19 protein-coding genes are annotated in these 21,127 nt (G+C 56.4%); 7 read left to right on the forward strand and 12 right to left on the reverse strand.

Annotation, left to right across the window (positions count from 1 at the left end):
• The first annotated feature begins 3 nt into the window (after positions 1 to 3).
• Positions 4 to 1,317, forward strand: a complete 1,314-nt coding sequence (locus tag DSD30_RS03245; protein ID WP_157967542.1) for an HlyD family type I secretion periplasmic adaptor subunit — start codon at positions 4 to 6, stop codon at positions 1,315 to 1,317.
• Here DSD30_RS03245 and dut read toward each other — a convergent pair.
• The 4 genes from dut to ubiE all read right to left on the reverse strand — a co-directional run bounded on the left by dut (position 1,314) and on the right by ubiE (position 5,494).
• The gene (gene dut, locus DSD30_RS03250; protein ID WP_114008135.1) at positions 1,314 to 1,772 is read right to left on the reverse strand and encodes a dUTP diphosphatase; all 459 of its coding nucleotides are present in this window, start codon (positions 1,770 to 1,772) and stop codon (positions 1,314 to 1,316) included. The two genes, DSD30_RS03245 and dut, sit on opposite strands and share 4 nt — an antisense overlap.
• Before the next feature lie 47 nt (positions 1,773 to 1,819).
• Entirely contained in the window at positions 1,820 to 3,037 is a 1,218-nt protein-coding gene (coaBC, locus tag DSD30_RS03255) for a bifunctional phosphopantothenoylcysteine decarboxylase/phosphopantothenate--cysteine ligase CoaBC (protein ID WP_114008136.1), read from the reverse strand.
• Between the two features lie 61 nt (positions 3,038 to 3,098).
• A complete protein-coding gene (gene ubiB / locus DSD30_RS03260) occupies positions 3,099 to 4,685 on the reverse strand; it encodes a 2-polyprenylphenol 6-hydroxylase (RefSeq protein WP_114008137.1) in 1,587 nt (528 codons plus the stop codon).
• Between the two features lie 17 nt (positions 4,686 to 4,702).
• Positions 4,703 to 5,494 carry a bifunctional demethylmenaquinone methyltransferase/2-methoxy-6-polyprenyl-1,4-benzoquinol methylase UbiE gene (gene ubiE, locus DSD30_RS03265; protein WP_114008138.1) on the reverse strand — a complete coding sequence of 264 codons (792 nt, stop codon included), beginning with the start codon at positions 5,492 to 5,494 and terminating at the stop codon, positions 4,703 to 4,705.
• A gap of 261 nt (positions 5,495 to 5,755) precedes the next feature.
• Between ubiE and DSD30_RS03270 the strand changes: the two genes are divergently transcribed.
• The 3 genes from DSD30_RS03270 (at position 5,756) to DSD30_RS03280 (ending at position 8,325) form a co-directional block, all read left to right on the forward strand.
• The gene (locus DSD30_RS03270) at positions 5,756 to 6,949 is read left to right on the forward strand and encodes an aminotransferase class V-fold PLP-dependent enzyme (RefSeq protein ID WP_245418339.1); all 1,194 of its coding nucleotides are present in this window, start codon (positions 5,756 to 5,758) and stop codon (positions 6,947 to 6,949) included.
• A gap of 9 nt (positions 6,950 to 6,958) precedes the next feature.
• The gene (mutM, locus tag DSD30_RS03275; protein WP_114008139.1) at positions 6,959 to 7,846 is read left to right on the forward strand and encodes a bifunctional DNA-formamidopyrimidine glycosylase/DNA-(apurinic or apyrimidinic site) lyase; all 888 of its coding nucleotides are present in this window, start codon (positions 6,959 to 6,961) and stop codon (positions 7,844 to 7,846) included.
• Between the two features lie 239 nt (positions 7,847 to 8,085).
• On the forward strand, positions 8,086 to 8,325 hold the full coding sequence (locus DSD30_RS03280) for a hypothetical protein (protein WP_157967543.1): 240 nt from the start codon (positions 8,086 to 8,088) through the stop codon (positions 8,323 to 8,325).
• A 375-nt stretch (positions 8,326 to 8,700) separates the two neighbouring features.
• Here DSD30_RS03280 and DSD30_RS03285 read toward each other — a convergent pair whose 3' ends face one another.
• The 8 genes from DSD30_RS03285 to rpmH all read right to left on the reverse strand — a co-directional run bounded on the left by DSD30_RS03285 (position 8,701) and on the right by rpmH (position 17,502).
• Positions 8,701 to 9,618: a LysR substrate-binding domain-containing protein gene (locus DSD30_RS03285; RefSeq protein WP_114008141.1), complete on the reverse strand. Its 918-nt coding sequence runs from the start codon at positions 9,616 to 9,618 to the stop codon at positions 8,701 to 8,703.
• 321 nt (positions 9,619 to 9,939) lie between these two features.
• On the reverse strand, positions 9,940 to 11,523 hold the full coding sequence (locus tag DSD30_RS03290) for a bifunctional GNAT family N-acetyltransferase/carbon-nitrogen hydrolase family protein (protein WP_114008142.1): 1,584 nt from the start codon (positions 11,521 to 11,523) through the stop codon (positions 9,940 to 9,942).
• Positions 11,524 to 11,747: 224 nt separating this feature from the next.
• Entirely contained in the window at positions 11,748 to 12,656 is a 909-nt protein-coding gene (gene argB / locus DSD30_RS03295) for an acetylglutamate kinase (RefSeq protein ID WP_114008143.1), read from the reverse strand.
• 131 nt (positions 12,657 to 12,787) lie between these two features.
• Positions 12,788 to 13,477: a ribosome biogenesis GTP-binding protein YihA/YsxC gene (gene yihA, locus DSD30_RS03300; protein ID WP_114008607.1), complete on the reverse strand. Its 690-nt coding sequence runs from the start codon at positions 13,475 to 13,477 to the stop codon at positions 12,788 to 12,790.
• Between the two features lie 119 nt (positions 13,478 to 13,596).
• The gene (locus DSD30_RS03305; protein WP_114008144.1) at positions 13,597 to 14,307 is read right to left on the reverse strand and encodes a CatB-related O-acetyltransferase; all 711 of its coding nucleotides are present in this window, start codon (positions 14,305 to 14,307) and stop codon (positions 13,597 to 13,599) included.
• Between the two features lie 325 nt (positions 14,308 to 14,632).
• On the reverse strand, positions 14,633 to 16,441 hold the full coding sequence (gene yidC, locus DSD30_RS03310; protein ID WP_114008145.1) for a membrane protein insertase YidC: 1,809 nt from the start codon (positions 16,439 to 16,441) through the stop codon (positions 14,633 to 14,635).
• A 345-nt stretch (positions 16,442 to 16,786) separates the two neighbouring features.
• Positions 16,787 to 17,242 carry a ribonuclease P protein component gene (gene rnpA / locus DSD30_RS03315; protein WP_114008146.1) on the reverse strand — a complete coding sequence of 152 codons (456 nt, stop codon included), beginning with the start codon at positions 17,240 to 17,242 and terminating at the stop codon, positions 16,787 to 16,789.
• Between the two features lie 125 nt (positions 17,243 to 17,367).
• A complete protein-coding gene (gene rpmH / locus DSD30_RS03320; RefSeq protein ID WP_114008147.1) occupies positions 17,368 to 17,502 on the reverse strand; it encodes a 50S ribosomal protein L34 in 135 nt (44 codons plus the stop codon).
• A 406-nt stretch (positions 17,503 to 17,908) separates the two neighbouring features.
• On the opposite strand from rpmH, the gene DSD30_RS03325 reads away from it, so the two are divergent.
• From DSD30_RS03325 to DSD30_RS03335, 3 genes are all read left to right on the forward strand, one after another.
• A complete protein-coding gene (locus DSD30_RS03325) occupies positions 17,909 to 18,781 on the forward strand; it encodes a DUF547 domain-containing protein (protein ID WP_114008148.1) in 873 nt (290 codons plus the stop codon).
• 2 nt (positions 18,782 to 18,783) lie between these two features.
• Positions 18,784 to 19,593 carry a TVP38/TMEM64 family protein gene (locus tag DSD30_RS03330; RefSeq protein WP_245418340.1) on the forward strand — a complete coding sequence of 270 codons (810 nt, stop codon included), beginning with the start codon at positions 18,784 to 18,786 and terminating at the stop codon, positions 19,591 to 19,593.
• A gap of 70 nt (positions 19,594 to 19,663) precedes the next feature.
• Positions 19,664 to 21,124: a dihydrolipoyl dehydrogenase family protein gene (locus DSD30_RS03335; protein WP_114008149.1), complete on the forward strand. Its 1,461-nt coding sequence runs from the start codon at positions 19,664 to 19,666 to the stop codon at positions 21,122 to 21,124.
• Positions 21,125 to 21,127: the final 3 nt, after the last annotated feature.

Below are 21,127 nucleotides of genomic sequence, written 5' to 3' on the forward strand. Positions count from 1 at the left end.
AACATGTCCCGGGAGCCCATTGACGATAGAGTTGCCAATCTGATCTCTTTTGAGCGATCCAAGCGTCTCGGCGCCTTCTTGCTGGTGGCCTTTTTTGTCGGCTTCGGATCATGGGCCAGCCTTGCCCCCTTGCGTGGGGCGGTGATTGCCACAGGGCATGTGGTCAAGGAAGGCGACACCCAGACCATCACCCACGAAAGCGGCGGGGTTGTTTCGCGCATTCTGGTGCGCGAGGGGCAGACGGTAAAAAAGGGCGATCCGTTGATCCTGATTGATGATGTCGAACGCTTTGCCGAACTGGAACAGATCGAAACACAATTGACCTATCTGATCGTCCGCGAGGCCCGTCTGGTGGCAGAGCAGACTGACACGGATTTCCCACCGACAGATCATGACTTTGCTGAGAAAGCTCTGACGAATGACCAATTCCAAAGGTTCGTTTCGGATCAGAAAGAAGAATATTCAGTCCGTCAGAGACTTCGAGCCAAAGAAGAGGACATTGTTGCTCAGCAAAGGCAGGCTCTGCTGTCCGAATTGAAAGGGTTGAAGGCCGAAATCGAGGCACAGCAATCCTGGCGCTCGATCCTCAAGGAGCAGGTCGAGACCCGCACAAAGCTCTTGAAGAAAGGGGCGGTCAGCAAGCTGGCAGTTCAGGAGACAAAGAAGAGCTTTGCTGAGGTTGATGTCGCCTATCAGAAGATCAAGGGCCAAATCGATAGCCTGCCGCACAGGATCGCGGAACTGGATGCACGGTTGGCGCAGATTGGCCAGACTTTCGCCGAGCAGGTAGCCAAGGATCTGTCATCCATCCGGGCCGAAAAGCTCGTCCTGCAGAAAAAACTGGCCGCCGCCGAGAAGGCCTTTGCCCGGGTTGAACTGGTCGCCCCGAAGGCGGGCATCATCAACAAGCTGCATGTCAACACGGTGGGCAGTGCGGTCGCCGCCTTCCAGTCGATTGTCGAGATTGTGCCTGAAGGCGAGCGGCTGTTGGTGGAAGTGGAATTGAACCCGGCCGACATCGAGCAGGTTGCCGTCGGTCAGCCAGCCAAACTGGTGCTGAGCGCCTTTGACGCGTCCGAAGTGCAGCCGGTCGATGCACGGGTGGATTTTGTCTCCCCGGACCGACGGATCAATCAGCGCACGCAGGTCGCCTATTTCGTTGCGCGGATAGAGGTGATCATTGATGAGACCACGATGCTGCCCGATTTGTTTCCCGGCATGCCGGTGGAGGCCTATATGCAGACGGAAGAACGGACCTTTCTGCAGATCCTGCTCGACCCGCTGACCAAGAGCATCCGGCGCTCTTTCCGCAGTTAGTGGCCGGTGGAGCCGAACCCGCCTGCACCGCGATCGGTGTCGTCCAGCACATCCACCTGTTTGACCTTCATATGCAGAACCGGTGCGATCACCATCTGGGCGATGCGCATGCCGCGCTCGACGGTGAAATCCTCGTCGCCATGATTGATCATCAGAACCTTCACTTCACCACGATAATCGGAATCGATGGTGCCCGGGGTGTTGAGCAGGGTCACCCCATGCTTGTGGGCAAGGCCAGAGCGCGGGCGGATCTGGGCCTCAAAGCCTCGTTCGAGCGCCATGCAAAAACCGGTCGGCACCAAAGCGCGACCGCCATGGGCTTTGAGCAGCATCGGCGCATCCGCCGGATTGGCGGCTTGCAGATCAAGGCCTGCAGCTTCCTTGCTCTTGTAACTTGGCAGCTCCAGACCGTCGAAATGCGACAAGGTCTTGATCAAGAGACGCGGTTTGGCCATTGGATGTCCTTTCCCTGACTGGTCTTGGGGCTGATGCCACCGGTTCATCAGACTTGCGCCATGCCGTCCAGTGCTTGGGCAATGCGTTCGATCAGGCGTTTGGCAACGTCACCCTTCTCCATGTCCGGCCAGGCTTCGATGCCATCGACCCGGACGATCTTCACGCTGTTGCGATCGCCGCCCATGATACCGGTCTCAGGTGACACATCGTTGGCAATGATCCAGTCAACGCCCTTTTTCTTCAGCTTTGCCCCGGCATTGGTTTCGAGATTTTGTGTTTCGGCAGCGAAACCAACCACGAGGGTCGGGCGTTGGCTGGGATGGGTGCCAACGAAACGGGCAATGTCAGGATTTTCAGAAAAATGCAATTCCGGCAGGCTGCCATCGGGCTTTTTCTTGATTTTTTCGGTGCCCTGATTGGCGACTTTCCAGTCGGCGACGGCGGCGGCCATGATAGCAACGTCGCTAGGCAGATGGTCGCTCACTGCATCATGCATCTGCTGGGCAGTTTCGACTTTGATGCATGTGACGCCTGCGGGCGGATCGAGATTGACGGGACCGGAAACCAAGGTCACGTCGGCACCGGCGGCGCGGGCGGCTGCCGCCAAGGCATAGCCTTGCTTGCCCGACGAGCGGTTGGCGATATAGCGGACCGGATCAATCGGTTCATGGGTCGGGCCGGCGGTGATCAGCACATGTTTGCCAGAAAGCGGCTTATCGTGTTCGTCGAGCAAGGCATCAATTGCCTCGATGATGGCGTCCGGTTCGGCCAGACGGCCCGGACCTTCCTCGTTGCAGGCCATCATACCGACATCGGGGCCAACGAAATGGATGCCGTCGGCCTTCAGTTGGGCGAGATTGCGCTGGGTGGCCGGATGCAGCCACATGCGCACATTCATCGCCGGTGCGACCAACACGTCCTTGTCGGTCGCCAGCAAGGTCGTGCTGGCCAGATCATCGGCAATGCCATGGGCCATCTTGGCCATCAGATTGGCCGTGCAGGGTGCCACGACCACCAGATCGGCGTCGCGGGACAATTCAATATGGCCGATTTCCTGCTCACGCGTGAGGTCGAACAATTCGGTGATCGCCGCTTCACCGGTCAAGGCCGCAAGGGTCAGGGGCGAGACGAACTCGGTTGCATTGCGCGTCAGGATGACCTTGACGCTGGCGCCCTGCTTGATCAACAGGCGGGCAATGTCGGTTGCCTTGAAGGCGGCGACGCTGCTGGAAATGATCAACAGAATGCGTTTGTTGGCAAGCATGGCAAAAAGCCCCCGATGGTTAGACCCAAATGTGATCTGATGTGACCCGTCTGATGCGGGATTAGCTCCAAAGATGGATGGCAATGGCACTGAGCGCAAGAGCGATAACCCAGAGCGCAGCACGCCCTGAGCGGCTTTCACGGGCTTCGGCCCGACCGATGGCCGCCACGGTTTCGGCATCCAGACGCATACCATTTCGGCCCATCTGATCAAAGCTCTCCGAAAGGCTCTGGGCGCGGCGGGCCATTTCCGGCAGACCTGCGGACAGGGTGCCGAGCGTGGCGAGGCCGGAGGCCATTTCCTTGACCTTGGCGGTGGGGCCGAGATTGGCCTCCATCCATGTCTTGACCACCGGTTCCGATGTATTCCAGAGATTGAGGCCGCCATCCATCATCCGGGCAACCCCCTCGACGACGACCATGGTCTTTTGCAGCAGGATCAGCTCGGTGCGGGTTGCCATGCCGAACAATTCTGTGAATTCGAACAATTGGCTGAGCAGGCCGGCCATGGAAATTTCGGCAGACTCCCGCCCATGGATCGGCTCACCGATGGAGCGCAGGGCCTGGGCAAAGGTGTCGACATCCTGATGAGAAGGCACATAGCCCGCATCGAAATGAACCTGAGACACCCGGCGATAGTCGCGACTGATGAAGCCATAAAGGATTTCGGCCAGAAAGCGCTGCTCATTGGGGCCGATGCGGCCCATAATGCCGAAATCGACGGCCACCAGACGGCCTTGCGGGTCGAGAAACAGATTGCCCGGATGCATGTCCGCATGGAAAAAGCCTTGCCGCAGGGCATGGCGCAGGAAAGACTGAATGACCGTGGTGCCAAGCTTGGAGAGATCATGGCCGGAGGCTTTCAGCGCCTCCATGTCATTGAGCTTGATGCCGTCGATCCATTCCATGGTCATCACGGACTTGGTCGATTTGTCCCAATGGACGTCCGGCACACGGAAGTCCTCGTCGTTACGGCAATATTCGGCCATTTCGCTCATGGCGGCGGCTTCGAGGCGGAAATCCATTTCCAGCTCAATCGAGCGCGCCAACGTGTCGACAACGGCCACCGGTCGCAGGCGGCGCGAAGGCACATGGACGGCTTCGATCAACCGGGCGGCAAGGTAAAAACCAGCCAGATCGGCCTTGAAGCGCTCGGCAATGCGCGGGCGGAGCACCTTGATAGCGACGTCTTGCTTGATGCCTGCCTTGTCGACATAGCTGGCTTTATGGACCTGCGCGATGGAAGCGGCGGCAACGGGTTCGGAAAAGCTGTCAAAGAGATCTTCAACCGGCTTGCCCAAGGCCTCCTTGATGGCAACCTTGGCCTCTTGCATACCAAAGGCCGGGACACGGTCCTGCAGGCTGGACAGGGCTTCGGCAAGCTCCGGGCCGACCAGATCCGGTCGGGTGGCCAGAAACTGGCCCATCTTCACATAAGAAGGTCCGAGGCGATTGAGGGCGGCGCTCATCCGTTCGCCCTTGTTGCGAGTGGAAATCCCGCGCCGTTCGATCAGGCGCAAAGCCGACAGGCCAAGCCGTGGCACAAGAGGCAGCTCCGCAGGCGGCTCGATGATCGAGAAGACCCCTTCACGCGCCAGAATGTAGCCTGCCCGCATGAGGCGGATAAGAGAGGAAGACGCACCAATCATGATCTCTCTGCTTTCCCTTACAATTTCCAACCCGAATGCATGGTGGTGATGCCACCAGACATGGCCCGATAGGTCACCTGCTTGAAACCGGCCTCTTCTATCATCAGCTTGAATCGCGCCTTGTTGGGGAATTTGCGGATCGACTGGACGAAATATTCATAGCTCTCGCGATCACCGGTCACCATGTCACCGATGGCGGGAATGGCGTTGAAGGAAAACAGATCATAAGCCTTGTCGAGCACAGGCATGTCGACATCGGAAAATTCAAGGCACATGAAGCGACCGCCGCGCTTGAGCACCCGAAAGGCTTCACGCAGGGCCTTGTCGATGCGCGGCACATTGCGGATGCCATAAGCGATGGTATAGGCGTCGAAGCTATTGTCCTCAAATGGCAGCTCTTCGGCATTGCCTTCGACGAAATCGAGATAGTCGATCAGGCCATTTTCCTTGGCGCGATCCTTGCCGACCGCCAGCATGGACCCATTGATGTCGAACACCGTGGAATGGGCGGTTCTGCGAGAGCGTTCAATCACCCGGAAGGAAATGTCTCCCGTCCCACCGGCTACATCAAGCAGCTTGAACGGCTTGGTCGAGCGTTGGGGCGGATTGAGCCAGGCAACGAAAGCATCTTTCCAAAGGCGGTGCATGCCACCGCTCATCAGGTCATTCATCACGTCGTAACGCTCTGCAACCTGATGAAACACCTTGTTCACCTTGGGCTGTTTTTCCCCTTCCTTCACGGCTTCAAAGCCAAAGGAAGTGGCCATTTCGGATACGTCTTCGGTGCGCTGTTTGTTTTGTGCCGACATGTCTTCGTCCTGCCAGCCGCCCTCTCGGAGCGGCCCTGTTCCAACTTTGGCGCGACCTTAGCCCATCTTTTCGACAAATGCCATTGGCCGCCACCGCTTTTAGTATGCGGGTCTCTAACGCTTTCGTTTGGCGAGCGAGAGGCATGATCTTGACCGGTGAAATGATCCGGCCAGAACGCGCCTTGCCACGGGCGGATGCCATTGATACGGTGTCGCCCTTACAAATGGGGCAATAGCATCGTCAGAGGATGGGAAACAATCATGAATCTAATCATGGATATCGAGAGAGTTCGCGCAGACACACCCGGAACCCGCCATGGCATTCACTTGCTGGCCTGCGGCGCTGCGTTGATGCCCCAGCAAGTGGTCGACGCCATCGTCGCGCATACTGAACTTGAAGCCCGGATTGGCGGCTATGAAGCCTATCGGGCGCGAGCGGAAGAGCTGGACGCCACCTATGACAGCGTGGCGCGGCTTCTCAATGCCAAGCCACAGGAAATCGCTCTGGTGGAAAATGCCACGGTCGGCTGGTGCATGGCCTTTTATTCTCTGCCTTTGAAGGCTGGAGATCGGATTCTCACCTGTGAAGCGGAATATGCTGCCAATTACGTCGCTTTCCTGCAACGGGCCAAGCGCGACGGGATCATCATTGATGTGGTGCCGAGTGATGCCTCTGGCGGGCTGGATGTGGTGGCACTCGAAGAGATGATCACCGAGCAGACAGCTCTGATTGCCACGACATGGATTCCAACCAATGGCGGTCTGATCAATCCGGCAGAGAAGATCGGCGCGATAGCCAAGCAACACGACATTCCCTTCCTGCTTGATGCCTGTCAGGCGGTGGGGCAGATGCCGGTGGATGTCGAAGCGCTGCAATGCGACTTCCTGTCGGCCACGGCCCGCAAGTTCCTGCGCGGACCGCGTGGGTCTGGTTTTCTTTATGTGCGGGAAAAGTGGCTCGAGACGCTGGAGCCGGTGATGATCGACCATTTTGCCGCCCCGTGGGTCTCCCGCGATGCGTATGAACTGCGACCGGATGCGCGGCGCTTTGAAAACTGGGAAAACAATTATGCCCTGCGTGCCGGCCTGAAAGCAGCCTGCGACTATGCGCTAGAACTCGGCCTTGATGCGATCCAGCAGCGCTCTTTTGGCCTCGCCACCCTATTGCGCGAGCAGCTTTTGACCTTGCCGGGTGCTCAGATCCGCGATATCGGCGCCGAGCAATGTGCCATTGTCAGCTTCACCATTGAGGGGCTCGATCCGGCGGTAACGGTCAACAAATTGCGGGAAAATGGCATTGCCATCGGAACATCCACCCTGTCCAGCACACGCATTGATGGGGAACGCCGCCAGTTGCCGCTGATGTTGCGGGCCGCACCCCATTATTACAATACCGAAGAGGACATCTTCGCCCTGATCGCTGCCCTTAAGGCGGAAATGCAGGCGGACTTGTAGGGAGCTTTCATGCCTGAATTGCCTGAGGTTGAAACCGTGCGCCGGGGTCTGGCCCCGGTCATGGAAGGGGTGACCATTCGACAAGCCGATGTTCGGCGCAAAAATCTGCGCTTTGACTTTCCAGACCAACTGGCCGAGCGGTTGCAAGGGCGGCAGGTGATTTCCCTTGGCAGGCGGTCGAAATATCTGCTGGCCGATCTGGATGATGCGCAGGTTCTGGTGATGCATCTGGGCATGTCCGGCTCGTTCCGGGTGGTGGAGGCAGAAGACGCTCATTTGATCGGTAAGGAGAGCTTTCACCGGGCGCGTGGCAAGCTGCCACAGCATGATCATGTGGTGCTACACCTGACCTCTGGCGCGTCGGTGCTTTACAATGATCCACGGCGCTTCGGCTTTTTCGATCTGATCCCACGCGCGGTTCTGGCCGAGCATCCCTATTTTGCCAAATTGGGGGTCGAACCGGTGGGCAACATGCTGGATGCGGCCTATTTGGCGGCGCGGTTCTCTGGCAAGAAGACGCCGCTGAAAACTGCCCTGCTCGATCAGCATATCATTGCGGGCCTTGGCAATATCTATGTTTGCGAAGCGCTGTATCGCTCAGGGCTCGATCCGAAACGCGCGGCGGGCAGCCTTGTCACCAAGGCGGGCAAGGCATCCGCCAAGCTTCAATTGCTGACCGACGAGATCCGCGCCACCATCGCCGAAGCGATTGAGGCGGGGGGATCAACCTTGCGCGATCACACCCGCGCGGATGGATCGCTTGGCTATTTCCAGCATCGTTTCAAGGTCTATGACCGGGAGGGTGACCCGTGCCAGAATGAGGCTTGCTCGGGGACAATTGAACGCTTCACCCAAAGCGGGCGGTCAACCTTCTTTTGCCCCAAATGCCAGAAATGAAGCCCTTCTATTTTTAACTGGATGGTAACTTCTTGCTCAGATCATTTTTCCAGCCACCACCAAACTTCTTCGATATTCGAGCCTAGCTCAGATATGCATCGTGAGCGGCTAGATATTTGTTGAATCGAAATTCGACTTATTCTCATCAACTTGACGGGTGATACATTTCCGTGCTAGCACAACTAAAGGTAACCAAAATGCATATTATACCGTCAAAACAGCACCCCAAAGTACGTAGTATGAAAAATCGATCCAAAATCTGGAAATACTTAATGGTTGGCTCTGCCCTTGCAAAAGGTGCGGTTTTAGGCACAACCTTGGGTTTAGCTGCTTTGGGCGCTATGGATTTAGCGTTTGCCGCTATCGCTCATGATTGGATAAATGGTATCAAGGCAGACCTGTACTTTGACGAATTCGCACTCGGTGGTGGATTGCTTGGTATCGTTGGACAGATCGCAAGACAAATTTTCTTTGGTTAACCGAGTGCAAGAATTAGCTTTAATTTTTCCAAAAGACAGGTCTGAAGTAGCGGTTTTTTACTTTTTCTGGATGGCTGTTTTTGTCCTAATCAACACTTGTTGGGACGCATTCTCCAAACGGACACCCAGATTTCATGCCAAGAGACTAAAAGATAAAGTTGCCACAGCATACTCTGCGGCAACGCTATGCAGTTCTTCGCTAATTCTAATATCAGTAATCAATAAACCTGTTGCCGTTATCGTTGGCGACACTATGGTCCCACTGATATTGGCAGGAATGACGGGCGTTCTGCATGCGTTGAGTGATATCTGTCCATATGATCAGTCTGCTACATAGTGGCGTCACTCGAAACCCGACAACTAGACGTAAAAATTTCAGTCGGGTTCGCTCGCGTCGCTACCCCATTGTTGCAGCGAGTCTTCCAGCTCCCTGATCAGCCAGCAGCGGAATCGCTTGACCGCCTGATTGGTTTCGGCCTGTTTGCTGGTAACGAACCAGTAGCTCGACCCAACCTCGGACCGGAGGGCAAAGGGCGAGGCGACCAGTCCGCGCTCCAGGGCATCACAGGCCAGCGTTTCCCACGCCATGAAAATCCCCTGCCCGGTCATTGCCGCATCAAGGCAAAGGGAGCCGTCAGGATAAGTGGGGCCGGGTTTGAGCGCTGTATCCTTCACCCCCATATCGGACAGCCAGGCATCCCAGCCGATATAGTTTTCATTCTCACGGATCACAGGGAACGCCAGAAGGTCGGCGGGGCTTTTGACTTGCGCAGCAATTGCCGGAGAACAGACCGGAAAAACCCGTTTGTCCAGCAGCTTCGTCGCACCTTCGCCAGCTCCCATATCAGGGCCGACGCGAATGCCGACATCAGCTTCGGAATTGTCGAGATCCACCACATCATTGGCTGGCAGAATATGCAGGGAAATATCCGGATTCTGGTCGGTGAAATGCTTGATCCGCCAGATCAACCAGCGGCTGGCAAAAATCGTTGCGACGGTCACCGTCAGACTATTCTTCCGGGTTTGCTGCAAATCGGCGACAATGCCCGACAAGTCCCGAAAGGTTGCTGTCAGTCTGGACGCGACCGCGCGGCATGTGTTCGTTGGTTCGAGGCCGGTCGAGGAGCGGATGAACAGTGTTTGGCCCAAGGCGGCTTCTGCCTTTGCCAGTCTTTGGCTGAGCGCGCCGGGCGTGACGCCAAGCTCATCAGCCGCCCCGCGCAATGTGGCATGGCGGGCGAGCACCTCAATGGTCCTGAGCGTCGACAGCGAGAGCGAGTTTAGGTTTTGCATTTAGCAAATCTAAACGCCATGCCTCCAGAAGTCGATTCCCAAAAACCGCAAGTCTCGCCATAAGGAGGGCATGACACATGTATTTTCGACGTTCTTTGCCTGTTTTTGGATGCGATTGCTCCAGAGGGGGCGTTTATTTTACGATTGCAGACATCAGGAAATGGACTATGCAAGAGATCCAATGGCCCACCCTGATATCCTGCGGATGAGCGAACAACAAAAGGCAGATCTGCCCTTCACACCAGCGAAGAACGAGGCCGGCTGAGCCAATCGAATGGTGGTTGACGGCTGCCTGATTTGCAGGCAGCCGTCAAACGAGGCTCATTTTTTGTTCAGCTTGATGGCCGGTTCCTGCTGGGGTGGGGATTTGGGGTTCCACTCCACCCGGTATAGGTCAAACCTGCGGTCCTTCAGATTCTGAACCGTGCCAGAATTGCGGCTGACATTGAGTTGATCAATCACCAGATCCGAGAAAATGATGGTTTCGGTGTTGGTATCGGCCAGTGCCGCAATGCCATCGCGGGCAAAGGGAAAATCACATGGGGTGAAAATGCCGCTCTCGGCATAATGCACATCCATATTCTCCACGTCCGGCAGGTTGCCGACCATGCCGGAGGTGACCACATAGATCTGGTTCTCCACCGCTCTGGCCTGACAGCAATAACGCACACGCAGATAGCCCTGCCGCTCATCGGTGCAGAAAGGCACAAACAGGATTTTCATGCCCTGATCCGTCAGGTGGCGTGTCAGTTCGGGAAATTCGGAATCGTAACAGACCAGCACCCCGATCGGGCCGCAGTCTGTCTGGATCGCCTTGAGTTTGTCACCACCCTCAATATTCCACCAATAGCTCTCGTTTGGTGTCGGATGGATCTTCGACTGGGTATGGACCGCACCTGTGCGCAGAAAGACATAGGCCAAATTTTCCAGACTATCATCCTTCATCAAGGTGGGATGGCTGCCACCGATGATGTTGATATTGTAGGAAATCGCCAGATTCTGCATGAAGGTGACGAACTTCTCCGTATAGGTCGACAGTTTTTCGATCGATTCCTGCGGCGACAGGCGTTTGCGTTCAATGGACAGAAGCGGAATGGTCAGCATTTCGGGGAAGACGACAAAATCGGATCGATAGTCCGCTGCGACATCGACAAAATATTCAAGCTGGGCAGCAAAATCCTCAAAAGAGGACACTTTACGGGCCTGAAGCTGCACCGACGCCACACGGACCGAATCCCGCGACAGGCCGCGCATGGAATGCGGCTTGGGCTGATCCCGATCGATCTTGGGATTGTACCAGACCATATGGGTCGCATAGCCCAGAGATGGCTTGTCACACGGCAGATAGCCCTTGAGCAGGCCAATCACCTCGAAGCCATTGCGCATCTGGAAACCGATCACCGGATCCTTCTGCTTGCCGCTCAGGACCTGCTCGAGATAGTTCTCCGGCGACCCCCATCTTTTCACCCGCTTTTTCAGATTGGGCATACGGCCGCCAAAAACAATGCCCTTGAGCTCATATTCCTCACACAAATGCTTGCGGGCATCATAGAGACGCTGACCAATACGCAGTCCGCGGAAGCGCTCATCCACGATCACTTCCATGCCATAGAGATAATCACCGTCCGGATTGTGTCGGGAGGCAAAGCCATAGCCAGTGATGCCGTGCCATGTGTGGGGCTTGAGCGCGATGTCGCCGGAAATGATAAAGGTGGCGCAATGGCCAATGACCTCACCATTGTAGGTGGTGACAAACTGGCCTTCCGGGAAGGTTGAAATCTGGCCGCCGAGCATCTCTTCCTGTATGGCATCGTCCCCATACACTTTCACGCTCAGGCTGGTAATGGCGGCAATATCCTCATGGGTTGCCAGCCGGACGATCACGTCGATGTCCTTGGTTGTCATGTTTCACTCTCAAGTATCACCTGCAAATTGGGCAGGTATTTCCCTTTGACAATGCCCCAACCATCTGTCTTTGCAAGCGAAATAAGCAGTTTTCCGGGGAGATATGTGATCAATGCGCTGTCAAGTCATGCGGCAGTCCGTTTGCGAGACGCTGTCTGGCAAAATTTGAAACGCAAAAAAGGGAGCCAGAGGCTCCCTTTGATGATTTCGCTCAATCGACCCACTCAGTGGGTCAACAGGGTGCCCGCGCCACCTTCGGTGAACAGTTCGAGCAGCACCGCGTGCGGCACCTTGCCATCAAGGATAACAACCCCTTCGACGCCCTTGTTGAGGGCTTCGATGCAGGTTTCTACCTTGGGGATCATGCCGCCATTGATTGTCCCGTCGGCGATCAGGGCGTGGGCCTCTTTGATGGTCAGTTGCTTGATCAGCTTGCCGTCCTTGTCGAGCACGCCGGGCACATCCGTCAGGAACAACAGGCGCTTGGCATCAACCGCTCCGGCAATGGCACCGGCAAAGGTGTCGGCATTGATGTTGTAGGTATAGCCGTCGGCACCGGGGGCAACCGGCGCAATAACCGGAATGAGGGCATCACGGGCCACCATGTCGATCACGGACCGGTCAACCTTTTTCGGCTCGCCAACAAAACCGAGATCGACCACTTCCTCGATTGCACTGTTCGGGTCACGGATGGTGCGGGTGAGCTTTTCCGCCAACACCATATTGCCATCCTTGCCGCACAGGCCAACGGCCCGGCCGCCCTCGGCATTGATGTTGCTGACGATGGATTTGTTGATCGAGCCAGCCAGCACCATTTCGACAACTTCCACGGTGTGGGCATCGGTGACGCGCAGGCCGCCCTTGAATTCGGACTGAATGCCAAGACGTTCGAGCATGGTCTTGATCTGCGGCCCGCCGCCATGTACGACCACCGGTTTGACGCCAGATTGTTTCAGCAGCACGATATCTCGGGCAAAAGCACGGCCCAGTTCCGGGTCTCCCATGGCATGGCCGCCATACTTGACCACCACCGACTGACCATCATAGCGCTGCATGTAGGGAAGTGCTTGGGAAATGGTTTTGGCGCGGTTGGCGGCCTTGGTCAGAGCGTCGGGTTGAGCGGTGTCAGACATGGCAATGATCTCATGCTTTGGGATTACATTCTGACAAAGCTCTATAGACCTTCCGGCACTCGGAGGCAACTATGCTGTAAACAGGCATGCTTAAAGAATAAAATTTTCCAAAGCCAATTGGCCCCGGCTGCTTAATCGCCCTCGGCCAAGAGCTGCATTTCCGCCCGCAGGCGCTTGATGCCGATCTTCTTGTCTGATGACGTGAGCAGGATTTCCGGGTGGGCAGCAGGGCGTTTTTTCAGGCCCAGACGCACCTTGTCGATCACCTTGTTCAGGTCGGAGAGCTTGGTCTTGTCGACCTTGGTCAACACCACCTGATAGTTGACCGCCGCCTTGTCGAGCGTCGTCATCACCTCGGTATCATTGGGCTTGAGCCCGTGGCGGCTGTCGATCAGGACATAGACACGGCGCAGATTGGGGCGACCACGCAGATAATCGAGGATCAGCTCGTTCCAGGCGGCGACTTCTTTCTTGGACGCCTTGGCATAGCCATAGCCGGGCATGTCGCAAATAACCAAGGTAGGCTCTTTTTCCGGGCGGAAGAAGTTGAGTTCCTTGGTCCGGCCCGGTGTGTTGGAGGTCCGGGCCAGTGCCTTGCGGCCCGTGATGGCATTCAACAACGAGGATTTGCCAACATTTGAGCGCCCAGCGAACGCAATTTCGACGCCTTCGATGGGTGGCAGCTGGTGGAAGAATTTGGTGCCCCACATGAAATCCCATGCCTGAGCAAACAGCAATCGGCCACGCTCTGCAATCTCTTCCTCGACCTCATCATCGCCGACAAGCGCCGCAAGGGAGGCGTCCTGATTGTCTTCGGGCATAGGGGCGGTCTGGTCGTGGTCGGTCATGATCGGCTTCCGGTTGAGGGTGAATACACCAAGGCAGGCCATCGTTAGCTTGCCTTGGGGAAAGACTCAAGGGAAATCGCGGCAAAAGCGCTTCACTGATCGCCAGATTGCGCGTCCGGAGGACCACCGAATTCATCGGACCGCAGCGGGCGGGCGGCCTGTTCCAATGCATCGATGTCCCCACCCTGAATGCGTGTACGATAGCGGGTGATCATCGCCACCGGCCAATTCCACCAACCGATCGCCAGCAGACGTTCAATCTCCTCGGGCGCGAAACGGCTTTTGACCAGTTTGGCTGGATTGCCCGCAACGATGCCATAGGTCGGGACATCACGGCTGACCACTGCATTGGAGGCAATGATCGCGCCGGAACCGATCGTCACGCCGGGCAGGATCGTGGCCTTGCGGCCAATCCAGACATCATCGCCAACCACGGTGTCTCCCCGGGATTGCGCCTTGAAAATCTCGATGTCGAAATCCGCGTCCCAACCATTGCCCATCACACCGAAGGGGTAGGTGGAGATGCCGGTCATGTCGTGGTTGGCCCCGTTCATGATGAAGGTCGCCCCGGTAGCGATGGCGCAGAACTTGCCAATGATCAACCGGTCGCCAAGGAAATCATGGTGATGCAGCACATTTCGCTGCTCGAATTTTTCCGGCCCGTCAGGATCGTCATAATAGGTAAAGTCGCCAACCGAAATGTGCGGGTTGGTGATGAGCGGTTTCAAAAAGGCGAAGCGTTTGAATTCGGCCTTCGGATAGGGATAGTTCGGGTCGGGATGCGTGCGTGTCTGATCTTGCATGGATGTCTCTCTGTTTCGTCTGGAAAGGGATCAACGAAAGACAGCAGCCGAGCCATCGTGCGCGAATATGAAGGCCACCCCGTCAAAGAAGGCGGAACGGATGCGCGGGCGAAAAGGCATAAAGGGCTGCTGTGGTCAGAGAATCACGACACGGGTCCTCGGTAGGCTGGATGCAATAGGGTCGATGGGAACAGCATATCAAACTGGGTGGACAGTGCAACAGCAGCCAAACACCCGCGCTTCCTTCCGTCATACTTAGTGGCATCAACGCAACAAAAAAGGCGACCCGATTGGGTCGCCTTTTTTGTCGTTTTTGTGTCAGGCCCTAACTCTCGGCTTTTTTGCGCGAGAAGGTGTCCTTGATATTCTTGAAGATCTCAACCTTGGCACCATGACGACGCATGATGGCTGCCTGCTGGAGGATCGACAGGGAGTTGTTCCATGCCCAGTAGATCACCAGACCAGCCGGGAAGGTGGCCAGCATGAAGGTGAAGATCACTGGCATCCAGTTGAAGATCATCTGCTGGGTTGGATCCGGCGGGGATGGGTTCAGCTTCATCTGGACGAACATGGTGATACCCATGATCAGCGGCCAAATGCCCAGAACGAGGAAGCTTGGCGCATCCCACGGTATCAGACCAAACAAGGTGAAGATGTTGGTCGGATCCGGCGCGGACAAATCCTTGATCCAGCCAAAGAAAGGCGCATGACGCATTTCGATGGTGATATAGAGGACCTTATAGAGGGAGAAGAAGACCGGAATCTGAATCAGGATCGGCAGACAACCGGCAAGCGGGTTGACCTTTTCTTCCTGATAGAGCTTCATCACAGCCTGCTGCTGGCCCTGCTTGTCGTCGCCAAACTGCTTCTTGATTTCTTCCATTTTCGGCTGCAACAGCTTCATCTTCGACATGGAAGCATAAGACTTGTTGGCGAGCGGGAAGAAGATCAACTTGACCAGAACAGTGATCAGCAGGATCGCGATACCGAAGTTGCCAACCAGACCATAGAGTTTGTCGATCGCCCAGAACATCGGTTTGGTGATGAAGTAGAACCAGCCCCAGTCGATCATCAGATCGAAATTCAGCGCTTCGGTCTTTTCCTGCACCGCTTCAAGAGTGCTGACTTCCTTGGCACCGGCAAACAGAGCCGAGGTATAGGAAAGCTCACCCCCGGCCGGGACACTGACCTGATCACCCAGATAATCGGACTGGAAGGCCGGTTTGCCCGCGATCTCATTGTAGCGGAAGGCTGGCTGGAAAGCATTCTTCTGGCTTGGGATCAGCGCGGTCGCCCAATATTTGTCGGTGATACCGACCCAGCCACCAACGGATTTCACCGGTTGAACCAAACGGTCTTCCGTGATGTCCTTATAGTCGACTTCCTGCAGACCTTCTTCGCCGGCAACGCCGATCAGGCCTTCATGCAGAATATAAAGCCCCGCAGTTGCTGGCTGACCATGACGGGACACAAGACCGTAAGGATAAAGGGCAACGGCAGCGTCGGTGTTATTCTTGACGGTCTGCTCGACCGAAAAGAGATAGTCATTGTCAACGCTAATGGTGCGCGTGAAGGTCAAGCCTGCGCCATTGTCCCAAGTGAGAACCAGTGGGGTCTCGGGGGTCAGTGTCGCGCCGTCTTCTGCGGTCCATTCGGTCTTGCTGTTTGGCAAGCTGGCTTTGCTGCCACCATCCACCCAACCGAACTCGGCATAATAAGGCTTCGTGCTACCCGATGGAGACAACAGCGTGATGGTCGCGCTGTTTTTATCAAGGGTCTCACGATATTTGCTCAGATGCAGATCGTCGATGCGTGCGCCGGTGAGATTGATGGAACCGGTCAGATTTTCGGTCTTGATATCAACCCGCTTGGACGGCTGCATGTCCGTTTCGCTGACCTGCGGCACGGTGCCCGGAACGGCCACATTGCCTGCAGAGACGCTTGGCACCGTGCCCGGCTGGGCTTCGGTTGGTGCAGCTGTCTGGCTCTGTTCGGCAGTCTGCTTCTGCGCTGCCAATCGTTCTTGCCGTTCCTGTTCTGCCTGCATCTGTGGTCCGGCGACAAAATATTGCCAGCCGAACAAGACGACAAACGAAAGAGCAATGGCAAGGAAGAAATTGCGATTATTTTCCATCGACTTTCTTCATCCCGTTTTCTCAAACTCCCGGTCGAACCCAATGTCGCCGTGAGCCTCTCGATCTCTCAGATGATCAATCCCGCCGCCATGTCCTAAGTCAATTTCCTAGGTTAATTGACCCAGTCAGTGACCCGGCCAATCGGTCGGCGGTCTGATCTCTTGCGAACCGGAGCGCCTTCAAGGTGCTCGCCGCTTCGCTCTCATGGTGATGCACTTGGCTTCTGACCTTTGCCAGTTCAAGTGCGCGGATGGTTCCATGCTGCCAAAAACAACCGTTTGAGGCGTCGCTCACAAAAGCCATCCGTCGAATTGGCCCTGTTTTGCGGCAATGGATGCACAAAATCAATGGCTCTTTTGTGCGGATTGCTCTTTGGGACCTGCCCCGGGGTCCGGTCTTGTCGGTTTGTTGGACTTTTGTCCCCGATCTGACCCGCCTTTCGGGCGCCGCTTTCGTTGTGGCTCGGTCTTGCCGCGCGCCAGATCGCGTGTGCATCCCTTGAAGTCGGCGATCATCCCCTCAAAGGGAAGATGCAGGCCACCCAGCTTGCCGATCAGAACATAGTCCCACCCATTGCTCAGATGATCAGGGCCATGCAACCGGGCCAATTCCCGCAATCGGCGCTTCACCCGGTTGCGCACAACCGCATTGCCAACTTTCTTGGTGACGGTGAAGCCGACTCGCGCCGGTTTGTCATCTTCAGGCAATCGGCGAACCGCTTGAAGCACAAAACCGCGACGCGAGAGACGAACTCCCTTGGCCGCGGTTAAAAATTCACTGCGCTTTTTCAATCGAAGCATGTCTGCCACCTGGAAGCGCTGTGTGCCGGGGTTTGACTTCCGATTTTCATTTTCCAGAGCCCAGACACACAAAACCGCCAGATCGAAGCCGGTAAGCTCAATGCTGGCGGTTGTTGCTGTTTGCCTTAGGCAGAAAGACGCTTGCGTCCCTTTGCACGGCGGCGAGCCAGAACCTGGCGGCCATTTTTCGTTGCCATGCGTGCCCGGAAGCCGTGACGGCGCTTACGCACCAGACGGCTCGGCTGAAAAGTCCGTTTCATGGGCTCATACCGCTTTCGCGGCCCCTATTCTTGATTTTTTCAAATCCCATCAGGGCGGGTAAAAAAGAGCGCCTCGAACGAGACGCTTTCCGCGAACCTGATACACTTGCGTCGGCTTATACGGAGATGCGCGTCGCGAGTCAATCATGATTGGCGAGAAAAAGCCAACTTTTGCGTTTCTTTACCCGTAACTCGCATCCAAGCGAAGCTTCATGCGTCCGTGGCAGCCCTTTGAGTTCATAACAGGGCCGTGAGGCGGGCTTGAAGGCAGATCAAATGACGGTGAGAGCCGTCACAAGTCCTGAATTTCCTTCTATATAAGATTGGAAAGGCGGATCGCAGACGGGCCTGATCCAGCCACACGACACTATCGACACCTGTTTCACAGATTAACCCGAAGAGAATCATGTCCCAACACACAAACACAAGCCAGCCCCAAACAACAGCCAAACAGCTGCAGCCACAGGCCGTGACACTGAAACTGGCTTTCAGTCTGTTGGCTGCTGCGGGCATGATTGTCGCCCTCTCCCATGGTCCCGCCCATGCGTCAGCGCTGTCCAGGCATTTTCAGCCACAGGGCAATGGAAGCGTGGATCATTCGGGCTTCAGCACCTTGTTGGCACGCTATGTGGTCAAGACCGGGGATGGTTCAACACGGGTGAATTACCGTGGCTTGCAAGCGGCTCGGCCGCAATTGCAGGCCTATCTGGCGCAAATGCAGAAGGTTTCCGTACCAACCCTGTCAAACAACGCGGCCAAGGCTTACTGGATCAACCTCTATAATGCCAAGACACTGGATGTGATCCTCGAGCATTATCCTGTCCAGTCGATCCGCGACATCAAACTTGGCGGCCTGTTTGCGTCCGGCCCGTGGAAAAAGGAGCTGGTAACGGTCGGCGGCAAGGCCTTGTCGCTGGATGATATCGAGCATGAAATTGCCCGCGCGACATGGAAAGATCCACGGCTCCATTACGGGTTCAATTGTGCCTCCATCGGCTGCCCGGATTTGCGTCAGGAGGCCTATCGCGGCAAGGCCATCGACAAACAGCTGGATCAGGCGGCCCGCGCCTTTGTCAATCATCCGCGCGGCATCAAGGCTGGCGGGAACGGAGTGACCGTCTCCAGCCTTTACAAATGGTACAAGTCGGACTTTGGCTCTGCCAATCAAATGCGGGCCCACTGGCTCAAATATGCCAATCCATCCCTGCAAACACGACTTCAGAAGAATAGTAAAATCAATGACTATCAGTATGACTGGTCGTTGAATGAGGCACGATAACCATGGCAGAACAGATGACACACAGCGCACAGAATAACAGCAGTGGCTCCGGCCTTGCTGGCAAGCTGAAAAAATGGGGTCCGCTGATTGCCATTGGCGGGTTGATGGCCTTTGGCTTCTCCCAGGGCTGGCATCACTATCTCAGCCTTGATTCGCTGGTCCGACATCGCGAATGGCTGGCAAGTCAGGTCAGCGCGCATTATGGACTGATGCTGGGCGGCTATATGCTGGCCTATATTCTCGCCGTGGCCTTGTCCTTTCCCGGCGCCTCCTTCCTGACCATTGCCGGGGGCTTGCTGTTTGGCTGGGCCGTTGGCGGGGCAGCGACGGTGTTGGCGGCGACGTTGGGCGCATCGGTGATCTTTCTGGCCACACGTTCGGCCTTCGGCGCATCGCTGCGGGCACGGGCTGGCGGCTTTGTTGACCGGTTCAGCGAAGGATTTCGAGACAATGCCTTCAGTTACCTGTTGTTCCTGCGTCTCGTACCGGTTTTTCCCTTCTGGTTGATCAATGTGGTGCCGGCGCTTTTCAATGTGCGGCTCGGCGTCTATTTCCTTGCCACGCTTGTCGGCATCTTGCCGGGCACCTTTGCCTATGCCTTCATTGGGGCGGGGCTCGACAGCATCATCGCGGCTCAAAAGGCGGCCAATCCAGCCTGTGCCACCGACCCCAATTGCAGTGTGACGCTGGACACCTCAGCCCTCATCACGCCGGAGTTGATTGCCGCCTTTGTGGCGCTGGGTGTCGTATCGCTGATCCCACCCGCCCTCAAGGCGGTCAAAAAATGGCGCGGTAGCAAAGAAAGCTCTTGAAAGACCGGGCGTTGAACACGCAAAACTAATAAGCATGGCGAGCGAGTGATTGCGCCCGAAAGGAAGACTCATGACTGAACAGATCAAAGCCGACATTTGCGTCATCGGAGCAGGCTCGGGCGGATTGACCGTGGCGGCCGCAGCCGCTGCTTTCGGGGAAAAGGTCGTCTTGTTGGAAAAGGGCAAGATGGGGGGCGATTGCCTGAATTATGGCTGCGTGCCGTCCAAAGCCATGATCGCCGCAGGCAAGCAGGCCCATGGGATGCGCAATGCCCATCCGTTCGGTATCAGTTCGGTCGAACCGCGCGTCGACTATCAGGCGGTGCATGATCACATCCATTCCGTCATCGCGGCGATTGAGCCCAATGATTCGGTCGAGCGGTTCGAAGGGCTGGGTGTGCAAGTCATCCAGCAGGCCGGGCAGTTCAAGGATGCCAAAACGGTTGTCACCGCCGATGGTGAAACCGAGATCACTGCGCGCGCCTTTGTCATCGCCACGGGGTCGTCGGCCGCAAAACTGCCGATCCCCGGTCTGGACGCGGTCAACTATCTGACCAATGAGACGATTTTTACCCTCACCGAAAGACCGGAAAAGCTTGTCATCATTGGCGGCGGGCCGATCGGTATGGAGCTGGCACAGGCTCAGCGTCGACTCGGCGCCGAGGTGACCGTGCTCGAAGCGTTCAATGTGCTGGCCAAGGACGACCCGGAGCTGACCGCAGTGGTGATCGACCAGATCCGCAAGGATGGGGTGGAACTGCGCGAGGGCGTCAAGATTGCCCGCATCGAGCCAGCAGCGGACCCCGAAACCCATCCTCATGGGGCGCGCATCATTCTCACCACAGGAGAGGACGAAGCGGGCGAGGAAGAGGTGGTGGAAGCCACCCATTTGCTGGTTGCTGCCGGGCGCAGCCCCAATGTCGAAGGGTTGGCGCTGGAGAATGCCGAGATCGCCTATGATGCAAAAGGCATCAAGGTCAAACCGACGCTGAAAACAACCAACCGACGGGTCTATGCCATTGGCGATGTGACCGGTGGGCTGCAATTCACCCATGTTGCGGGCTATCATGCGGGTCTTGTCATTCGCTCGGTCCTGTTCAAGATGGGGGCCAAGGAAGATCGCTCGATCATTCCGTGGGTCACCTATACCGACCCGGAAATGGGGCATGTGGGGCTGAATGAAGATCAGGCCCGCGAAAAGCATCGTGGCTTTCAGGTGCTGCGCTGGCCCTATGGCGAGAATGACCGGGCGCAGGCAGAGCGCAAGACAAGCGGCCTGATCAAGGTGATTGTCGACAAGAAGGGCGTTGTGCTCGGGGCGTCCGTGGTGGGTGCCAATGCGGGCGAGATCATCAATATGTGGTCGCTGATCGTCAGCCAGAAAATGAATATCAAGGCCATCACCGGCTACATATCCCCCTACCCGACTTTCTCGGAGATTGGACGACGGGCGGCAATCACCTATTATGGCGATCTGCCGAAGAAATCCTCGATTCGGCGTGTCATTTCCTTCTTCAAATCCTTTGGATAGAAG

This window comes from Cohaesibacter intestini, from assembly GCF_003324485.1.
GTDB classification, from domain to species: Bacteria; Pseudomonadota; Alphaproteobacteria; order Rhizobiales; family Cohaesibacteraceae; genus Cohaesibacter; species Cohaesibacter intestini.

Excerpts from the sequence above, each read along its gene's own strand:
- ubiE (WP_114008138.1), bottom strand. The coding sequence starts at position 5,494 with ATGTCGGCACAAAACAAACAGCGCACCGAAGACGTATCCGAAATGGCC.
- DSD30_RS03335 (WP_114008149.1), top strand. The coding sequence starts at position 19,664 with ATGACTGAACAGATCAAAGCCGACATTTGCGTCATCGGAGCAGGCTCG.
- argB (WP_114008143.1), bottom strand. The coding sequence starts at position 12,656 with ATGTCTGACACCGCTCAACCCGACGCTCTGACCAAGGCCGCCAACCGC.
- rnpA (WP_114008146.1), bottom strand. The coding sequence starts at position 17,242 with ATGCTTCGATTGAAAAAGCGCAGTGAATTTTTAACCGCGGCCAAGGGA.
- DSD30_RS03325 (WP_114008148.1), top strand. The coding sequence starts at position 17,909 with ATGTCCCAACACACAAACACAAGCCAGCCCCAAACAACAGCCAAACAG.
- DSD30_RS03290 (WP_114008142.1), bottom strand. The coding sequence starts at position 11,523 with ATGACAACCAAGGACATCGACGTGATCGTCCGGCTGGCAACCCATGAG.
- yihA (WP_114008607.1), bottom strand. The coding sequence starts at position 13,477 with ATGCCCGAAGACAATCAGGACGCCTCCCTTGCGGCGCTTGTCGGCGAT.
- ubiB (WP_114008137.1), bottom strand. The coding sequence starts at position 4,685 with ATGATTGGTGCGTCTTCCTCTCTTATCCGCCTCATGCGGGCAGGCTAC.
- DSD30_RS03245 (WP_157967542.1), top strand. The coding sequence starts at position 4 with ATGTCCCGGGAGCCCATTGACGATAGAGTTGCCAATCTGATCTCTTTT.
- mutM (WP_114008139.1), top strand. The coding sequence starts at position 6,959 with ATGCCTGAATTGCCTGAGGTTGAAACCGTGCGCCGGGGTCTGGCCCCG.
- rpmH (WP_114008147.1), bottom strand. The coding sequence starts at position 17,502 with ATGAAACGGACTTTTCAGCCGAGCCGTCTGGTGCGTAAGCGCCGTCAC.
- coaBC (WP_114008136.1), bottom strand. The coding sequence starts at position 3,037 with ATGCTTGCCAACAAACGCATTCTGTTGATCATTTCCAGCAGCGTCGCC.
- DSD30_RS03330 (WP_245418340.1), top strand. The coding sequence starts at position 18,784 with ATGGCAGAACAGATGACACACAGCGCACAGAATAACAGCAGTGGCTCC.
- yidC (WP_114008145.1), bottom strand. The coding sequence starts at position 16,441 with ATGGAAAATAATCGCAATTTCTTCCTTGCCATTGCTCTTTCGTTTGTC.
- DSD30_RS03270 (WP_245418339.1), top strand. The coding sequence starts at position 5,756 with ATGAATCTAATCATGGATATCGAGAGAGTTCGCGCAGACACACCCGGA.
- DSD30_RS03280 (WP_157967543.1), top strand. The coding sequence starts at position 8,086 with ATGAAAAATCGATCCAAAATCTGGAAATACTTAATGGTTGGCTCTGCC.
- DSD30_RS03285 (WP_114008141.1), bottom strand. The coding sequence starts at position 9,618 with ATGCAAAACCTAAACTCGCTCTCGCTGTCGACGCTCAGGACCATTGAG.
- DSD30_RS03305 (WP_114008144.1), bottom strand. The coding sequence starts at position 14,307 with ATGCAAGATCAGACACGCACGCATCCCGACCCGAACTATCCCTATCCG.
- dut (WP_114008135.1), bottom strand. The coding sequence starts at position 1,772 with ATGGCCAAACCGCGTCTCTTGATCAAGACCTTGTCGCATTTCGACGGT.